We start from the raw sequence: 16,589 nt of genomic DNA, 5'->3' as shown, positions 1-16,589 counted from the left end.
GTTGGATGCGGTCACCGGTCGACGCCTCCCATCACGGGGTCGATGGACGCGACGGCGACGATGACGTCGGCGACCTGGCCGCCCTCGCACATCGCCGCCATGGCCTGCAGATTGGTGAAGGACGGGTCGCGGAAGTGGACCCGGAAGGGGCGCGTGCCGCCGTCCGAGACGACGTGCACGCCGAGTTCACCCTTGGGGGACTCTATGGCCGTGTACGTCTGCCCGGCCGGGACCTTGAAGCCCTCGGTCACCAGCTTGAAGTGGTGGATCAGGGCCTCCATGGAGGTGCCCATGATGTTCTTGATGTGGTCGAGGGAGTTGCCGAGTCCGTCGGGCCCGAGCGCGAGCTGCGCGGGCCAGGCGATCTTCTTGTCGGCGACCATGACCGGGCCCGGTTCGAGCCGCTCCAGGCACTGCTCGACGATCCTGAGCGACTGGCGCATCTCTTCCAGACGGATGAGGAAGCGTCCGTAGGAGTCGCAGGTGTCCGCGGTGGGGACGTCGAAGTCGTAGGTCTCGTAGCCGCAGTACGGATCGGTCTTGCGCAGGTCGTGCGGGAGTCCGGCGGACCTGAGGACCGGCCCTGTGGCGCCGAGCGCCATGCAGCCGGACAGGTCGAGATAGCCGACGTCCTGCATACGGGCCTTGAAGATGGGGTTGCCGGTCGCGAGCTTGTCGTACTCCGGCAGGTTCTTCTTCATGGTCTTGATGAATTCGCGGAGCCGGTCGATCGCGCCCACGGGCAGGTCCTGGGCGAGGCCGCCGGGCCGGATGAACGCGTGGTTCATCCGCAGGCCGGTGATCAGCTCGAAGAGATCGAGAACGAGTTCACGATCGCGGAAGCCGTAGATCATGATCGTCGTGGCGCCGAGCTCCATGCCGCCGGTGGCGATGCACACCAGGTGCGAGGAGATCCGGTTGAGCTCCATCAGGAGCACACGCAGGACGGTGGCCCGGTCCGGGATCTGGTCCTCGATACCGAGGAGCTTCTCGACCCCGAGGCAGTACGCCGCCTCGTTGAAGAACGGGGTCAGATAGTCCATGCGGGTGACGAAGGTGGTGCCCTGCGTCCAGTTGCGGAATTCGAGGTTCTTCTCGATGCCGGTGTGGAGGTAGCCGATGCCGCAGCGGGCCTCGGTGACGGTCTCACCGTCGATCTCCAGGATCAGCCGCAGCACGCCGTGGGTGGACGGGTGCTGGGGACCCATGTTCACGATGATGCGCTCGTCGTCCGACTTGGCGGCGGACTCGACGACCTCGTCCCAGTCGCCGCCGGTGACTGTATATACAGTCCCCTCGGTCGTGGTGCGGGGTGTTGCTCGGGGAGTGGTCATCAGCTGTACGACCTCCGCTGGTCCGGAGCCGGGATCTGGGCGCCCTTGTACTCGACGGAGATGCCGCCGAGCGGGTAGTCCTTGCGCTGCGGGAAGCCCTGCCAGTCGTCCGGCATCATGATCCGGGTCAGGGCGGGGTGCCCGTCGAAGATCAGCCCGAAGAAGTCGTAGGTCTCGCGCTCGTGCCAGTCGTTGGTCGGGTAGACCTCGACGAGGCTCGGGATGTGCGGGTCGCTGTCCGGGGCGGACACCTCCAGGCGGATCAGCCGCCCGTGGGTGAGCGAGCGCAGGTGGTAGACCGCGTGCAGCTCGCGTCCCTTGTCCTCCAGGTAGTGGACACCGCTGACGCCCGTACAGAGCTCGAAGCGCAGGGCCGGGTCGTCGCGCAGGGTGCGGGCGACCTGGACCAGGTGCTCGCGTGCGACGAAGAAGGTGAGTTCGTCCCGGTCGACGACCGTCTTCTCGATGGCGCTGTCCGGGAGCAGGTCCTGTTCCTCCAGGGCGCCTTCCAGCTCGTCGGCCACCTCGTCGAACCAGCCGCCGTACGGCCGGGAGGTCGCCCCGGGCCGCGTCACCGTGCGGACGAGTCCGCCGTAGCCGGAGGTGTCGCCGCCGTTGTTGGCGCCGAACATGCCCTTGCGTACGCGGATGACCTCACCGGAGTCGTCGCGCGGGATGGGCACCTGGCCGCCGGCGGCGTCGCCGGTGTGGCCGGTGTTCCGCTCGTCGCTCATCGCAGCAGCCCCTTCATCTCGATCAGGGGAAGTGCGTTGAGCGCTGCCTCCTCCGCCTCGCGGGCGGCCTCCTCCGCGTTGACCCCGAGCTTGGAGCCCTGGATCTTCTGGTGGAGCTTGAGGATGGCGTCGATCAGCATCTCGGGGCGCGGCGGGCACCCCGGCAGATAGATGTCGACCGGAACAATATGGTCAACACCCTGAACAATGGCGTAATTGTTGAACATTCCACCCGATGACGCACAAACCCCCATGGAGATCACCCACTTGGGGCTCGGCATCTGGTCGTAGACCTGCCTCAGGACGGGCGCCATCTTCTGGCTGACCCGCCCCGCGACGATCATCAGATCCGCCTGCCGCGGTGATCCGCGGAAGACCTCCATCCCGAAACGGGCCAGGTCGTACCGCCCGGCGCCGGTCGTCATCATCTCGATGGCGCAGCAGGCGAGGCCGAAGGTGGCCGGGAAGACGGATGACTTCCGTACCCAGCCGGCGGCCTGCTCGACAGTGGTCAGCACAAAGCCGCTCGGCAGCTTCTCTTCGAGTCCCATGGTGTGCCCCTCAGCCCCTCAGTCCCATTCCAGGCCGCCCCGACGCCACACATACGCGTAGGCGACGAAGACGGTGAGCACGAAGAGCAGCATCTCCACGAGCCCGAAGATCCCCAGGGCGTCGAAGGTGACCGCCCAGGGATAGAGGAAGACGATCTCGATGTCGAAGACGATGAACAGCATCGCCGTCAGGTAGTACTTGATGGGGAAACGGCCGCCTCCGGCTGGCGTGGGGGTGGGTTCGATACCGCACTCGTACGCTTCGAGCTTTGCTCGGTTGTACCGCTTCGGGCCGATAAGCGTGGCCATGACCACGGAGAAGATCGCAAACCCTGCCCCGAGGGCGCCGAGCACGAGGATGGGCGCGTAGGCATTCACGCTCCTCGCTCCTTCCAGTCGTCCTTGACCGTTGGACCGCATCGGGCGACCGGCTCGCCACCTCACCAAGATCGCGTCCATGTGAGGCAGTTCACAAGCCCGACTGCCCCGCATCCTATGCCCGCCGTCCTGTGATCTGCGACACGGGGTGCACCAACGTCTTTGTGATCTCCACCACCTGACGAACGATCATGAAGTCGGATGAGCGGTGATCTTCGTACGCGAAGCGGCCGTCCGGCTACGAGACGTGACATCTTGCGGCGTTACCGCTGGTCAAAGGCGCATGGCTCTATCAATGGACAGCCCTTACAAGCAAATTGGTGATGGACACAGGACCGGTGATATAGAGCGCGACCGCGGGCGACAGGCGCCCGGACGAGGGGTCCGAAGGTACCGATGTGGACAATGCGCACGCATTCACGAACTTCCGGGCACCCGGGGGCGCGTGCGGGCGCACCGCCGGCCGACCTCGCCCCGCACGCGACGCACGGCCGCGCGGTTGCCCCTCACGGGAGAGTCATGCTGTGACCTGCGCCACTCCACGCACGCTTCAAGACAAGCGGGCTTGGCCAACCGTGTGAACGGATGGTAAGCGACGGGCAATTCGGACGTATTGCAAGAATGCCGTGATCACAGCCGTGCATACGACTGCCCGATTTGCCCGTTAGGGCGTCAATAAAGGCCGCTAATAAGCGGATTCGTAGATTCCGAACGTAACTGTGTCGCAACACACGTTTCTTGTAGGGAGCCCTGCGGCCCTGATAGCGCTAGTACCCATGTCCCACACCGCTCACATACCCAGCCACCGGAAGCCCCGCCAAAGCGCCTCGAAGACGGCGCTGCGGGCAGGAGTTGCCGGTGGCGTCCTCAGCACCATCGCGGTCGCAGGTGCCGCGGGCCCGGCTCAGGCCGAGCCCGTGACCCGGACTGTCGAGATGCCCACCATCACGGCCGGGCTCTCCACTTCCGTCGCCGCGTCCGCGCAGGCAACCCAGGCGGTCGCTCTCGACCTCGAGACGCAGGCGAACGAGGACGCCGCGGCAGCCACCGCAGCCAAGACCGCCAAGAAGGCCAAGGCCGAGGCGGTCCGCAAGGCAGAGGCCAAGAAGAAGGCCGAAGCAGCCGCCAAGGCCAAGGCGGAGGCCGCAGAGCGTGCCTCGCGCACCGCCGAGCGCACCACGCTCAGCGCCTCCACCGAATCCTCGGGCTCGTCCTCCACCGCCTCCGCACCGGTGTCGTCCAACGCCACCGGGTCCGCCGCGTCCGTCATCGCGTTCGCCCAGTCCCACGTCGGCGACGCGTACGTCTCCGGTGGCACGGGCCCGAACTCGTGGGACTGCTCCGGGCTGGTCCAGGCCGCCTTCCGCACGGTGGGCGTCGAGCTCCCCCGTGTGTCGCAGAGCCAGTCCACCGCCGGGACCCAGGTCTCGCTCGACAACCTCCAGCCCGGCGACATCCTGTACTGGGGCGGTGCCGGCAGCGCGTACCACGTGGGGATCTACGTGGGCGGCGGCCAGTTCGTCGGTGCGCAGAACTCCAGCACGGGCGTCGTGCAGAAGTCCCTGGACTACGACCCGCCGTCGGGTGCCGTCCGCGTTCTCTGATTCACAAGCTCCACAGCTCGGCACCGCGCACTCCGCACGGCACGATGACGGCCCGTCATCGTGCCGTGCGCGCGTCCGACTCCTCGGCGGATACCGCGGCTTCCGGCGCCGGTCGCTGACCCGGCACCTCCGCCTGCCCCTGTCCCTGCCCCTGTTGGCCCCGTCCGCCACGGTCGCGGCGCAGGAGCAGCACGCCCGCCGCGCACGCGAGAGCGGCCAGCACGAAGCCGTAGGCGGGGGTCGACCCCGACGGCTGGGTCTCGTAGACGAGCGCGGCCGACAGCACCGTCACGGCGCTGAGCGCCCGGCCGCCGCCCGCGGTGGCGGCGAGCACCGCCGTCGGCCACAGCAGATACCACGGCTGCACCATCGGTGAGAGCACGACCAGGGCCAGCAGCGCGAGCCCCAGGGCGTACGCCGGTTCCGTACGCCCGGTCGTCGCCTGCCACGCGAGGCGGGCGATCAGCACCAGGGCGACCAGCAGACCGAGGTTCTGCACAGCGGACTTGACCGGCTCCGGGTCGGTCCCGGCCAGCAGCCGCAGGAGCTCACCCAGGCCCAGGCCGAGGTCGCTGCTGAGGGACAGGGCGGTGTGGATCCGCCCTGCGACGCCCTGGGTCCCGAACCAGCCGAAGCCCGTGCCGCCGACGAACGTCATGCCGACGGCGACCGCCCCCGCGACCAGCCCCGGCGCCAGCAGCCCCTTCGCCACCCGCCGTACGGCAGGACCGCGCGCCGCCCGGCCCACCACGACGCCGATGAACAGCAGCGCCACCGCCGCGGGCGACTTCACCATCACGGCGAGCCCGACGAGCGCCGACCCGGCGATCCACCTCCCGCGCAGGGCGAGGAGCACACCGGCCAGCATCAGGCCGATCATCAGCCCGTCGTTGTGGATGCCGCCGACCACATGGATGAGCAGCAGCGGATTCAGCGCCCCGAGCCACAGCGCGGCACTCTCGCTGCGGCCGTGCTCCCGGGCGAGGCCCCGCAGGGCCCACACGATCAGCACCAGCGCACCGATGGCTGTCAGACGCATCCCCAGCACCGCGGGCACCAGCGTGCCGCCCGTCGCCCAGGCCACGCACCGCGCGAGGACGAGGAAGAACGGCCCGTACGGTGCGGGGGTGTCGGTCCAGTGCCCCCCGACGCTCGCCGCGGCGTCGCCGCCCTGTCCCCCGGGATCGAGGACGGACGGCCCCACGCTGTAGACGTCGTGTCCTTCGAGGACCATCGTCCCCTGCGCGATGTAGCTGTAGACGTCGGCGCTGTACAGCGGCGGCGCCAGAACCAGCGGAGCCGCCCACCAGGCGAGGGTGACAAGGGTGGCGCGTACGGACGCTCCCGCCCTGCCGTGCAGCCACCAGGCGACGACGAGCACCGTGAGGCCGACGTACGCCAGGGCGTACCCCACGGCGTTCACCGCCGTCCCGTGGGGCACCCAAAGCCCCCACGGATCGTGGGCAGGCAGCGTCCCGACGGCCCAGCCGCCCAACGCGACCGCCCCCGATCCGGCCGCGCCCAGCCGTCGGCACCGGCCGGTGGTCCATGCCCCTGTAGCCCCCATGGGCCGAACCTACCGCAGGGGGCGTACCGCCGTGGTGGGGGCCGGGGCGGCCCGGTCAGGCCTTCGGGGCGACCTTCGAGAGGCCGTTGATGATGCGGTCCATGGCGTCGCCGCCCGTCGGGTCGGTGAGGTTGGCGAGCATCTTCAGCGTGAACTTCATCAGGACGGGGTGGGTCAGACCGCGCTGCGTCGCGATCTTCATGACCTTCGGGTTCCCGATCATCTTCACGAAGGCGCGGCCCAGCGTGTAGTAGCCGCCGTAGGTGTCCTTGAGGACCTTCGGGTAGTGCTGCAGAGCCAGTTCCCGCTGGGCCGGGGTGGCGCGGGCGTGCGCCTGGACGATGACGTCCGCGGCGATCTGGCCCGACTCCATGGCGTACGCGATGCCTTCGCCGTTGAACGGGTTGACGAGCCCGCCCGCGTCACCGACGAGCAGCAGGCCCTTGGTGTAGTGCGGCTGGCGGTTGAAGGCCATCGGGAGCGCGGCGCCGCGGATCGGCATCGTCATGTTCTCCGGGGTGTAGCCCCAGTCCTCCGGCATGGAGGCGCACCACGCCTTGAGCACCTCGCGCCAGTCGAGCTCCTTGAAGGCGGCCGACGAGTTGAGGATGCCGAGGCCGACGTTGGACGTGCCGTCGCCCATGCCGAAGATCCAGCCGTAGCCGGGCAGCAGACGGTCCTCGGCGCCGCGGCGGTCCCACAGCTCGAGCCAGGACTCCAGGTAGTCGTCGTCGTGGCGGGGCGAGGTGAAGTACGTACGGACCGCGACGCCCATCGGGCGGTCCTCGCGGCGGTGCAGGCCCATGTTGAGGGAGAGCCTGGTGGAGTTGCCGTCGGCGGCGACGACGAGCGGGGCGTGGAAGGTGACCGGGGTCTTCTCCTCGCCGAGCTTGGCGTGGACGCCGGTGATGCGTCCGGTGCGCTCGTCCTTGACCGGCTCGCCGACGTTGCAGCGCTCGTACAGCCGGGCGCCCGCCTTCTGTGCCTGCCGGGCCAGCTGCTCGTCGAAGTCGTCGCGCTTGCGGACGAGACCGTAGTCCGGGTAGGAGGCGAGGTCCGGCCAGTCGAGCTGGAGGCGGACGCCCCCGCCGATGATGCGCAGGCCCTTGTTGCGGAGCCAGCCCGCCTCTTCGGAGATGTCGATGCCCATGGAGACGAGCTGCTTGGTCGCACGCGGGGTGAGACCGTCGCCGCAGACCTTCTCGCGGGGAAAGGCCGTCTTCTCCAGGAGAAGGACGTCGAGTCCGGCCTTGGCGAGGTAGTACGCGGTCGTGGAGCCGGCTGGACCCGCTCCGACGACGATCACGTCCGCGCTCTGTTCGGAGAGGGGCTCGGTCACGGTCGGATCTCCCGAAGACTCGAAATCGCGTGCCGCGCGGCACATGTCGCGTGCAGTCTATGGGTGCCTGCTGATCGACTCCCGAAGGGCTCCCCGATGCCGCGTGTGCCTGATACGACTCCCTCCGTACATCTGCGCGTCCCGACCGACGAGGACGCCCTGGCCTGGTACCGGGTGTTCGACGACCCGGAGGTGATGGAATTCCACGGCGGCCGCTCGGCGGAGTACTCCGTGTACGAGGAGTTGACCGCGAGGCAGCGCCGGCACGACGCGGAACTCGGCCACTGCCTGTGGACGGTGCTGGACGACGCCGGCCAGGTCATCGGCTTCACGGGCGCCCAGCCGTGGCCGCACGCCTCGTTCGGCCCGGTGGGCGAGATCGAGATCGGCTGGCGGCTGGGCCGGCCGGCGTGGGGGCACGGTTACGCGACCGCCGCCGGGCGCGCCACGCTGGAGCGGGTGAAAGAACTCGGGGTGCGGGAGGTCGTGGCGATGATCAACGCACGGAACGCCCGCTCGGTGGCGGTGGCCGTACGTCTCGGCATGCGGCAGGCCGAGACGTACACGACCCCGGTGTCGGAACAGGAGGCGTACTGCTTCCGGTTGGAGCTCTAAGGCCCGGAGGGCCCCCGCCGGAGCTTCGAGAGCCCGGCGGGGGCCTCAGTCGCGCACGCCTCGGTGGAGCGCCACCACGCCACCGGTGAGGTTGCGCCAGGCCACCTTCGACCAGCCGGCCTCCCGCAGCAGCGTCGCCAGGCCGGCCTGGTCGGGCCAGGCGCGGATCGACTCGGCCAGGTAGACGTAGGCGTCGGGGTTCGACGACACCGCGCGCGCCACCGGAGGCAGCGCGCGCATCAGGTACTCGGTGTAGACGGTCCTGAAGGGCGTCCACGTCGGCTGGGAGAACTCGCAGATCACCACGCGTCCGCCCCGCTTGGTGACCCGGTACAGCTCGCTCAGCGCTGCGCCGGTGTCCTGGATGTTGCGCAGCCCGAAGGAGATCGTGACCGCGTCGAAGGTCTCGTCCTTGAAGGGCAGCCTGGTGCCGTCGCCGGCGGTGAACGGCATCCACGGGTGGCGCGCCTTGCCGACCTGGAGCATCCCGATCGAGAAGTCGCAGGGCACCACGTAGGCGCCGGCCCGGGCGAACGGCTGCGACGAGGTGGCCGTGCCTGCCGCCAGGTCGAGGATCTTCTGCGCTGGGCGGGCGTCCACGGCACGGGCGACCTCCTTGCGCCAGAGCCGCGCCTGTCCGAGCGACAGCACGTCGTTGGTGAGGTCGTAGTTCGCCGCCACGTCGTCGAACATCGAGGCGACTTCGTGCGGCTGCTTGTCCAGGGAAGCTCGGGTCACCCTCCCATTCAAGCAGCCCGGCCCCCGGCCTCCGGCGGCGGCGTGCGGCCGGGGCGCGCCGCGGCCCGGCGGAGCGGGCGGGGACATCCTCGTCGTCTGATCCGGGAACAGCACCGGCCCGATCCACGTCTCTCCCCTTGAGGGGAACGGGGGTTGTGTACAGGCAGCGTGCAGGACGGGTGAACGACCCGCCCTGGACGGCCACATCGAAACCACGGATGATCGTCGGAAATGCACAGAGACGGCAGAGATCGAATACGCGGCGCCGCCGGTTCACACCGGGCGGCCGGGGGTCCCCCTTCGGGCGGGGGTCCCTCGCGCGCGCAGTCGCGCAAGCGCTTGGCCCGGCGGAGACGGATACGGCGACGGCGGGTGGGCTTCGCGGGAGCGGTGGTCGCGGTGACCGCCGCCGCCGCGTTCCTCTACCTCGACGCTCCGTGGCACGACGAGGACGCCGCCGCGGCCGGCCGGGAGACGTCCCGGACCGCCTCGGCCCCGGCCACGCCCACTCCGAAGGCGTCCGCCTCGCCGAAGGCGTCGAAGAGCCCCAAGGCATCGAAGTCCCCCTCCGCCTCACCGGAAGCCGATGAGTCCGTCGATCCGGCCTCCGTGCCGAAGTCGGGTCCCGGCACCTTCACCGTGGCGCGCAAGGGCGTCTCGTCCGGTGGCGGCGGCAGCCGCTACCGCGTCGACGTGGAGGACGGCATCGGCGTGGATCCGGACAGCGCCGCCGAGGACGTGGCGGAGATACTCGCCGACCCACGGGGCTGGGGCAAGGGCGGGACCCGCACCTTCACCCTGGTCGACGACGATTCGGCCGGCCTGGTGATCAAGATAGGGACGGCGCAGACCACCGACAAGCTCTGCGGTCAGTACGGGCTGGACACCGGGGGCGAGGTGAACTGCCGCGGCGGGAAGAACGTCATGGTCAACCTGGACCGGTGGCAGCTGGGTTCACCGACCTTCGACGGTCCCGCGACCGAGTACCGCGCGCTGATCATCAATCACGAGGTGGGCCACTGGCTCGGGCACGGTCATGAGACCTGCCCCGGCCCCGGGAAGCCGGCCCCCGCGATGATGCAGCAGATCAAGGGCCTCCAAGGCTGCAAGTCCAACGCCTGGCCCTACGACCGGAACGGCCACTATCTGGGCGGCCCGTCCGTGCCGTAGACCACTGACCCGCTCAGGAGTCTCACCGCCGCCGGTGGACCAGCCGTCCGCCCAGCACCGTGGCGACGCAGGTCCCGGCGCCCGCCGCGACCAGCGCCGCCTCGTCGGGTACGTCGAAGACCGCGAGGTCGGCGCGTCCGCCGACGGCGAGCGGGGCGTGCACGGAGCCCGGCAGGCCGTGGCCGCGGACGAACGGATCGAGGTCCGGCTCCGCGGGCGGTCCGCCGGGAGCCCCGGCGACGGCCGTGAGGCCCGAGCGGGCCACGGCGGTGCGCACGGCCTGGTCCTCGAACGGGCCCGCCACATGGGTGGTCCCGTGGCGCAGCATGCGCTGCAATCCCCGGCGTACGCTGCCTGCCCTGCGGGGCTCGTCCATCCGGCCGGCCAGCGCCTCGAAATCGGCCCCGGTCAGCGGCTGTTCGCCGAGCTCGTCCGCCTCGCGCGGGTCGGGGTGGTAGCGGCGGGTCAGCAGGGCGACGCCGTCCCACTGACGCAGGCCGGGTGTGAGGACGCCCGGCCAGCGCCGGACCCGGGCCGCCGGATGCGCTGCCGTCACGGCGTCGTACGGACCGATGGCCACGATCCGGTCGCCTTCCACCGCGACCGCGCCGCCCCCGACGGCCGCCGCGCCGACCGCCAGGACCAGCGGCGCGGCGTGAACGGTCAGCACGAGCGGCTCAGTTGGCGTCCAGGAGCTTCAGCTCCGGGTGCGCCGTGCCGCCGCTGATCGCCGTGGAGGAGATGTGCGAGACGACGCGCTCGTCGACCGGGTCGTTCGCCGGGTCGTCGTGGACGACCAGGTGCTCGTAGGTCGTGGCGCGCTGGGCGGGGACGCGGCCCGCCTTGCGGATCAGGTCGATGATCTCCAGCCGGTTCGAGCGGTGCTTGGCGCCGGCCGAGGAGACGACGTTCTCCTCCAGCATGATCGAGCCGAGGTCGTCCGCGCCGTAGTGCAGGGACAGCTGGCCGACCTCCTTGCCCGTGGTCAGCCAGGAGCCCTGGATGTGGGCGACGTTGTCGAGGAAGAGCCGGGCGATGGCGATCATCCGCAGGTACTCGAAGAGCGTGGCCTGCGTCTGCCCCTTCAGCTTGTTGTTCTCCGGCTGGTAGGTGTACGGGATGAAGGCGCGGAAGCCACCCGTACGGTCCTGGACGTCGCGGATCATCCGCAGGTGCTCGATGCGCTCGGCGTTGGTCTCGCCGGTACCCATCAGCATGGTGGAGGTGGACTCGACGCCGAGGCCGTGCGCGATCTCCATGATCTCCAGCCAGCGCTCGCCCGACTCCTTCAGCGGGGCGATCGCCGTGCGCGGCCGGGCGGGCAGGAGTTCGGCACCCGCGCCGGCGAAGGAGTCGAGCCCGGCGGCGTGGATCCGCTGGACGGCCTCCTTCGCGGAGACGCCCGAGATACGGGCCATGTGCTCGATCTCGGAGGCGCCGAGCGAGTGGATGACCAGCTGCGGGAACGCCTTCTTGATCGCGGAGAAGTGCTCCTCGTAGTACTCGACGCCGTAGTCCGGGTGGTGTCCGCCCTGGAACATGATCTGGGTGCCGCCCAGCTCGACGGTCTCCGCGCAGCGCCGCAGGATGTCGTCGAGGTCGCGGGACCAGCCCTTGGCGGTGTCCTTGGGCGGCGCGTAGAACGCGCAGAACTTGCAGGCCGTGACGCAGACGTTGGTGTAGTTGATGTTGCGTTCGATGATGTACGTCGCGATGTGCTCCGTACCGGCGTAGCGGCGGCGGCGCACGGCGTCCGCCGCGGAACCGAGCGCGTGCAGCGGTGCCGACCGGTACAGGTCGACGGCCTCTTCCGGAGTGATCCGGCCGCCTTCGGCTGCGCGGTCGAGGATGGGCTGAAGGTCGGCCTTCTCGGTCACCGGGCTGTCACCTTTCGGCGGTTTTTCAACGGTTCTACGGACCGATCCAGCGTACGCCAGCCCCAGCCGGGGTCAGTCGCCGGACCGGCTGAGCGTGCCCTTCGGGTTGCCCGCCGCCTCCTCGTGGGACTGGTAGCGCAGTGCGCCGGCCGATGTGAGCGTGAAGACGAGGTCGGCGTCGCCGCCGGTGCACAGGGAGTTGTCGGTGTCGTCCGGGTCGGTGCGCTCCCGGATCTTCACCTCCTTCGCCGTGCCTGAGGTGAGCTTGCCGATGCTCTTGCAGACGACGCTCGTGCCCAGCACGTCGAGCCTGTGGGTCAGCCGGACCACGTCGTCGCCCTTCGCCCCCTCGGTGAACACGGCGGTGACCGTGCCGTGCGGCAGCCCGCTGCGTTCGGTGGCGGACCCCTTCCAGGTGCCGGCGAACTCCTCGGGCAGCGCGCTCACCGGGGCTGAGGCAGCGGGTGCTTCCGAAGCGGAGCCCGTCGGGGTCCCCGAGCCGTCGGCCGCCGGGGGCTTCGCCGCGTCGCCGGGGCGGTCGCCGTCGCTCCTGAAGAAGTCGCCCAGCGTCGCCACGCCCACGGTCACCACGGCGAGCGCCCCGGCGACGGCCAGCGCGACGGTGCAGCTGATCCGTCTCCCCCGGCGCGCACCGGGCTGCGGGCCGGTGTCCAGGGAGACGGCGACACGGGCGCCGGAGCCCCGGTCCCCCGGGGTGTCCGCGGCGGCGGGCGGTCCTGGCGGCATCGGGGGCAGCGGCGGTCCGAAGGTGCCGGGCGCCGCGTTGCCCAGGGAAGCGCTGCTGAACGGCACGGGCCCCGACTGCACGGGGGCGTCCTGCGGCTCCAGGTCCAGCAGGGCCACCGCCGAGCTGCTGAGCTCCCGCACCAGCGGGCCCGGCAGCCAGCCCGGCGCGACCAGGGCCGCGGCGCCGCCGGGCGCGAGCCTGCGGGCGAGCTCGGCGGGGGCCGGCCGGCCGGCGGGGTCCTTGGCCAGGCAGGCGGCCACCAGCTCCCGCAGTTCGCCCTCCAGGTCGCCGAGTTCGGGTTCCTCGTGCACCACCTTGTAGAGCAGCACGGCCGATGAGTCGCCGAGGAAGGGCGCAGCGCCGGTCGCCGCGTAGGCGAGGACCCCACCGAGCGAGAAGACGTCGGCCGCGCCTGAGATGTCCTCACCGCGTATCTGCTCCGGCGCCATGTAGCCGGGCGAGCCGACGGACACCCCGGTGGAGGTGAGGGAGACGGTGGCGCCGAGGGCACGGGCGATGCCGAAGTCGATCAGCCGGGGGCCCTCCAGCGCCAGCAGGACGTTGGACGGCTTCACGTCCCGGTGGATCAGGCCGTGCGCGTGTACGGCGTCGAGTGCCTCGCCGAGCCCGGCCCCCAGGGTCCGTACGGCGTACTCGGGCAGCGGGCCGTGCCGGGTGACCGCGTCGGAGAGCGGCGGACCTGCCACGTAACCGGTCGCCACCCACGGCACGGCCGCGTCGGGGTCGGCGTCCAGGACCGGGGCCGTCCACCGCGCGCCCAGGCGCCGAGCGGCCTCCACCTCACGGCGGAAACGCGCACGGAACTGCTCGTCCAGGGCGAAGTGCGGGTGCACCACCTTGACCGCGACGGTACGGCCGCCGGCGCTGCGGCCCAGATAGACGCGGCCCATACCGCCGGCGCCGAGCCTGCCGAGCAGCCGGTAGGCGCCGATGGTGCGCGGTTCGCCGGCTTCCAGCGGCTGCATACGGTCTCCCCCTGTGATCCCCGGGACTCGGACGGCAGCCTAGGCGGACCGCGTCGCACGGTCACGGAGACCCCTTGCGCCGATTTCGCCCCTATGGGCACGAAGCAGGGATTTCGCCACACCGAAAGGCGTGAATACGTCGTTCGTCCGCACCGATCAGGGTGCGTCGTCCCGGTACATCAGGGTTCTCCGTCGGGGTTCTCCGTCCGGGTTCACCGGAGGGATACCGGAAGGGGTTCCCCGAGCCATCCCCTATTCGCCCGTGCGTCCATGAAGAGACGCCCCACGACGGAACTCCGGACATTCACCCCCATTCAAGGGAACGGAATGCCGGAGTCACGCATCAGGGGGTAAAGGGCGGCCGGGGAAGGAAGGCGCGGGAAGGTACGGGAAGGCGGGCGGGATTCATCTCGTCCGCCGCGCCATTCCCGTACGCCGACGGTGTCAGCCGCCGAGGAGTTCGACCTTCACGTCCGCCGGGAAGCCGGACGTCGGGCCGGTCCGCCGGGCGAACTCGCGCACGCCCGCCAGCTGGTCCGGGCCGAAGCGGAAGTCCAGGGTGGTGAAGTAGCGCTCCAGCACCTCGGCGTCGAAGGACTCCCAGCGTGCCGCCTGCTCCGCGACCTTGGTGACCTCTTCAAGGGAGAGGTCACGGGAGGCCAGGAACGCCTCGTGCACCTTCTCGACGTACTCGGGGTGCGAGGCCAGGTAGTCCTTGCGGGCCGCCCAGACGGCGAAGACGAACGGCAGCCCCGTCCAGTCCTTCCACATCTGTCCCAGGTCATGGACCTTCAGGCCCAGCCTGGGGGCGTCGTGGAGGTTGGCGCGCAGCGCGGCGTCACCGATGAGGACGGCCGCGTCGGCGTCCTGCATCATCAGGCCGAGGTCCGGCGGGCAGGTGTAGTAGTCGGGGGCGACGCCGTACCGCTCGGCCAGCAGCAGCTGGGCCAGTCGTACGGAGGTGCGCGAGGTCGAGCCGAGGGCCACCCGGGCCCCGTCCAGCTGCTCCAGGGGGAGCTGGGACACGATCACGCACGACATGACGGGGCCGTCGCAGCCGACGGCGATGTCGGGGAGAGCGACCAGGTCATCGGCGTTGCGGAGGAACTCGACCAGCGTGACGGGGCCGATGTCGAGGTCCCCCCTGACCAGCTGCTCGCTGAGTCTTTCCGGGGTGTCCTTCGAGAGCTCCAGGTCGAGCAGGGTCCCGGTCCGTGCCAGACCCCAGTAGAGGGGGAGGCAGTTCAGGAACTGGATGTGGCCGACGCGCGGCCTGCTGCGACGGTCGTCGCCTTCTGCGGGAGAGACGGTTGAATTGTCCACATCGCGAGGCTAGACCTCTCTCCGCCGACCGGCATCATCGGGTCGCCCGGAGTCCTCCGCGGGGGCCTTGTCCGTCAGCTCTCCGACGGCTCAATCAAACATCCGAGTGAAGTGATCTTTCCCTCTACCGCTCTCCACAGAGTGCGTGCTAGGCTCGCCGCAAGTTGCAGTTTGGTTTCCCTTGCAGTACAGAGCCTGCGGAGCATGTAACCCGCAGGCTTTTGTAGTTTTCAGACTTGTTTGCAGGTTCTGGAGCAGGGCAACCCTTTGGCCCAAGGAGGGCTTATGGCTACCGGAACCGTCAAGTGGTTCAACGCTGAAAAGGGCTTCGGCTTCATCGCCCAGGACGGCGGCGGCCCGGATGTCTTCGTCCACTACTCCGCGATCAACGCGTCCGGGTTCCGCTCCCTCGAGGAGAACCAGGTCGTGAACTTCGACGTCACTCAGGGACCCAAGGGTCCGCAGGCTGAGAACGTCACCCCGGCCTAGTTGCCCGGGTCGGCCGATCGCGGCCGAGTGAGCAGTACCCAAGGAGCCCCGCTCCCCCGCTTCGGCGGAGGAACGGGGCTCCTGCCTTTTCCCGTCCAGGCTTTTCCTGCGGCCCCGTGGTGTTTCAGAGGCCGGCCTGCTTCGCCTCCGAGACGGGCTTCGCCCTCGCACCAGCTCACCGCGCTGCGCGAACAACTGCTCGACCCGAAACGCAGGATCTGAACGACCGCTTGACCTTCACACCGCGTGAGGGCCTGCACTGGGAGTCGTCATGTTCACCATCGGAGACTTCGCCCGCCACGGACGGGTGTCGGCCCGGATGCTGCGCCACTACGACGCCATCGGCCTCCTGCGCCCGGACCGCACCGACCCGGACACCGGCTACCGCTACTACGGCGCCGCGCAGTTGGCGCGCCTCAACCGCGTCATCGCGCTCAAGGACCTCGGCTTCACGCTCCAGCAGGTGCGGGCCGTCCTCGACGAGCAGGTGGACGCGGACGAGCTGCGCGGGATGCTGCGGCTGCGCCACGCCGAGCTCGAGGCCGCGATGGCCGCGGCGGCGGCGAGGCTGGCCCAGGTCGAGGCGAGGCTCCGGTCCATCGAGAGTGAGGGACACATGCCCGAGAACGACGTAATCGTCAAGACGGTCCCCGCGGTACGGATCGCCGAGCTGACCGCGACGGCCGGGAGCTACCAGCCGCAGGACATCACCCCGGTCATCGGCCCGCTGTACGAGCGGCTGTTCCCGCTGCTGGCCGCCGCGGGCGTCAGCCCCTCGGGGCCCGGCGTCGCGCGGTACGAGGACGACCCGGCCGGCGACGGCGCGGTCACCGTTCACGCCGGGGTCACCGTCGAAGCCCCCGCCGGCCCCCTCGGCGACACCGGTCTCACCGTCGTCGAACTGCCCGCCTCCCGAGCGGCCACCATCGTCCACCGGGGCTCCATGGACCATGTCCTGGTGACCGAGCAGATCCTCGCCCGCTGGCTCGACGACCACGGACGACGCCCCGCCGGCTACGCCAGGGAGGTCTCCCTGGAGTGCCCCGCCGACCGTGAGAAGTGGGTGACCGAGCTCCAGCTGCCCCTCGTCGGCTGACCTGACGTCACGCTCCGTACAGGCCCTCGGCCCCCGGCTC

General features: G+C 70.1%; 16 protein-coding genes. 5 read left to right on the top strand and 11 right to left on the bottom strand.

Annotated elements, in window-relative coordinates; translation table 11 throughout:
• Positions 1 to 11 precede the first annotated feature (11 nt).
• Genes AB0C75_RS31460 through AB0C75_RS31445 form a run of 4 tightly spaced genes read right to left on the bottom strand, consistent with a single transcriptional unit; the run spans position 12 to position 2,997 of the window.
• The gene (locus tag AB0C75_RS31460) at positions 12 to 1,334 is read right to left on the bottom strand and encodes an NADH-quinone oxidoreductase subunit D (RefSeq protein ID WP_362895211.1); all 1,323 of its coding nucleotides are present in this window, start codon (positions 1,332 to 1,334) and stop codon (positions 12 to 14) included.
• Positions 1,334 to 2,068 (bottom strand): NADH-quinone oxidoreductase subunit C, encoded by a 735-nt coding sequence (locus AB0C75_RS31455; protein ID WP_362895209.1) that lies wholly within the window; start codon positions 2,066 to 2,068, stop codon positions 1,334 to 1,336. The genes AB0C75_RS31460 and AB0C75_RS31455 overlap by 1 nt, the downstream gene beginning before the upstream one ends.
• On the bottom strand, positions 2,065 to 2,619 hold the full coding sequence (locus tag AB0C75_RS31450) for an NADH-quinone oxidoreductase subunit B (RefSeq protein ID WP_069171248.1): 555 nt from the start codon (positions 2,617 to 2,619) through the stop codon (positions 2,065 to 2,067). Before AB0C75_RS31450 ends, AB0C75_RS31455 begins: the two co-directional genes overlap by 4 nt.
• An 18-nt stretch (positions 2,620 to 2,637) precedes the next feature.
• Entirely contained in the window at positions 2,638 to 2,997 is a 360-nt protein-coding gene (locus AB0C75_RS31445) for an NADH-quinone oxidoreductase subunit A (protein ID WP_003992243.1), read from the bottom strand.
• Between the two features lie 776 nt (positions 2,998 to 3,773).
• Between AB0C75_RS31445 and AB0C75_RS31440 the strand changes: the two genes are divergently transcribed.
• The gene (locus AB0C75_RS31440; RefSeq protein ID WP_362895207.1) at positions 3,774 to 4,601 is read left to right on the top strand and encodes a C40 family peptidase; all 828 of its coding nucleotides are present in this window, start codon (positions 3,774 to 3,776) and stop codon (positions 4,599 to 4,601) included.
• 55 nt (positions 4,602 to 4,656) lie between these two features.
• On the opposite strand, the gene mptB is transcribed toward AB0C75_RS31440, so the two are convergent.
• Together mptB and AB0C75_RS31430 are read right to left on the bottom strand one after the other, a co-directional pair.
• On the bottom strand, positions 4,657 to 6,168 hold the full coding sequence (gene mptB, locus AB0C75_RS31435) for a polyprenol phosphomannose-dependent alpha 1,6 mannosyltransferase MptB (protein WP_362895205.1): 1,512 nt from the start codon (positions 6,166 to 6,168) through the stop codon (positions 4,657 to 4,659).
• 55 nt (positions 6,169 to 6,223) lie between these two features.
• Complete coding sequence (locus AB0C75_RS31430; RefSeq protein WP_362895203.1) at positions 6,224 to 7,507, bottom strand: geranylgeranyl reductase family protein; 1,284 nt, start codon at positions 7,505 to 7,507, stop codon at positions 6,224 to 6,226.
• A 96-nt stretch (positions 7,508 to 7,603) separates the two neighbouring features.
• Between AB0C75_RS31430 and AB0C75_RS31425 the strand changes: the two genes are divergently transcribed.
• Entirely contained in the window at positions 7,604 to 8,122 is a 519-nt protein-coding gene (locus AB0C75_RS31425; RefSeq protein ID WP_362895201.1) for a GNAT family N-acetyltransferase, read from the top strand.
• Between the two features lie 45 nt (positions 8,123 to 8,167).
• Here AB0C75_RS31425 and AB0C75_RS31420 read toward each other — a convergent pair whose 3' ends face one another.
• The gene (locus tag AB0C75_RS31420) at positions 8,168 to 8,860 is read right to left on the bottom strand and encodes a demethylmenaquinone methyltransferase (protein WP_362895199.1); all 693 of its coding nucleotides are present in this window, start codon (positions 8,858 to 8,860) and stop codon (positions 8,168 to 8,170) included.
• Between the two features lie 339 nt (positions 8,861 to 9,199).
• On the opposite strand from AB0C75_RS31420, the gene AB0C75_RS31415 reads away from it, so the two are divergent.
• The gene (locus AB0C75_RS31415) at positions 9,200 to 10,030 is read left to right on the top strand and encodes a DUF3152 domain-containing protein (protein ID WP_362895197.1); all 831 of its coding nucleotides are present in this window, start codon (positions 9,200 to 9,202) and stop codon (positions 10,028 to 10,030) included.
• 22 nt (positions 10,031 to 10,052) lie between these two features.
• Here AB0C75_RS31415 and AB0C75_RS31410 read toward each other — a convergent pair whose 3' ends face one another.
• The 4 genes from AB0C75_RS31410 to AB0C75_RS31395 all read right to left on the bottom strand — a co-directional run bounded on the left by AB0C75_RS31410 (position 10,053) and on the right by AB0C75_RS31395 (position 14,964).
• On the bottom strand, positions 10,053 to 10,700 hold the full coding sequence (locus AB0C75_RS31410) for a hypothetical protein (RefSeq protein ID WP_362895195.1): 648 nt from the start codon (positions 10,698 to 10,700) through the stop codon (positions 10,053 to 10,055).
• 7 nt (positions 10,701 to 10,707) lie between these two features.
• Positions 10,708 to 11,907 (bottom strand): cyclic dehypoxanthinyl futalosine synthase, encoded by a 1,200-nt coding sequence (mqnC, locus tag AB0C75_RS31405; protein ID WP_362895193.1) that lies wholly within the window; start codon positions 11,905 to 11,907, stop codon positions 10,708 to 10,710.
• 72 nt (positions 11,908 to 11,979) lie between these two features.
• Positions 11,980 to 13,641: a serine/threonine-protein kinase gene (locus AB0C75_RS31400; RefSeq protein WP_362895191.1), complete on the bottom strand. Its 1,662-nt coding sequence runs from the start codon at positions 13,639 to 13,641 to the stop codon at positions 11,980 to 11,982.
• 444 nt (positions 13,642 to 14,085) lie between these two features.
• Positions 14,086 to 14,964: a menaquinone biosynthesis protein gene (locus AB0C75_RS31395; protein ID WP_362895189.1), complete on the bottom strand. Its 879-nt coding sequence runs from the start codon at positions 14,962 to 14,964 to the stop codon at positions 14,086 to 14,088.
• A gap of 285 nt (positions 14,965 to 15,249) precedes the next feature.
• On the opposite strand from AB0C75_RS31395, the gene AB0C75_RS31390 reads away from it, so the two are divergent.
• A complete protein-coding gene (locus AB0C75_RS31390; RefSeq protein ID WP_003967102.1) occupies positions 15,250 to 15,453 on the top strand; it encodes a cold-shock protein in 204 nt (67 codons plus the stop codon).
• A 271-nt stretch (positions 15,454 to 15,724) separates the two neighbouring features.
• On the top strand, positions 15,725 to 16,549 hold the full coding sequence (locus AB0C75_RS31385; RefSeq protein WP_362895188.1) for a MerR family transcriptional regulator: 825 nt from the start codon (positions 15,725 to 15,727) through the stop codon (positions 16,547 to 16,549).
• Positions 16,550 to 16,589: the final 40 nt, after the last annotated feature.

It is taken from the genome of Streptomyces sp. NPDC048565 (assembly GCF_040650935.1).
GTDB lineage: Bacteria > Actinomycetota > Actinomycetes > Streptomycetales > Streptomycetaceae > Streptomyces.
The sequence above is the reverse complement of the archived record's forward strand: the minus strand, read 5'-3'. Positions and strand labels throughout refer to the sequence as shown.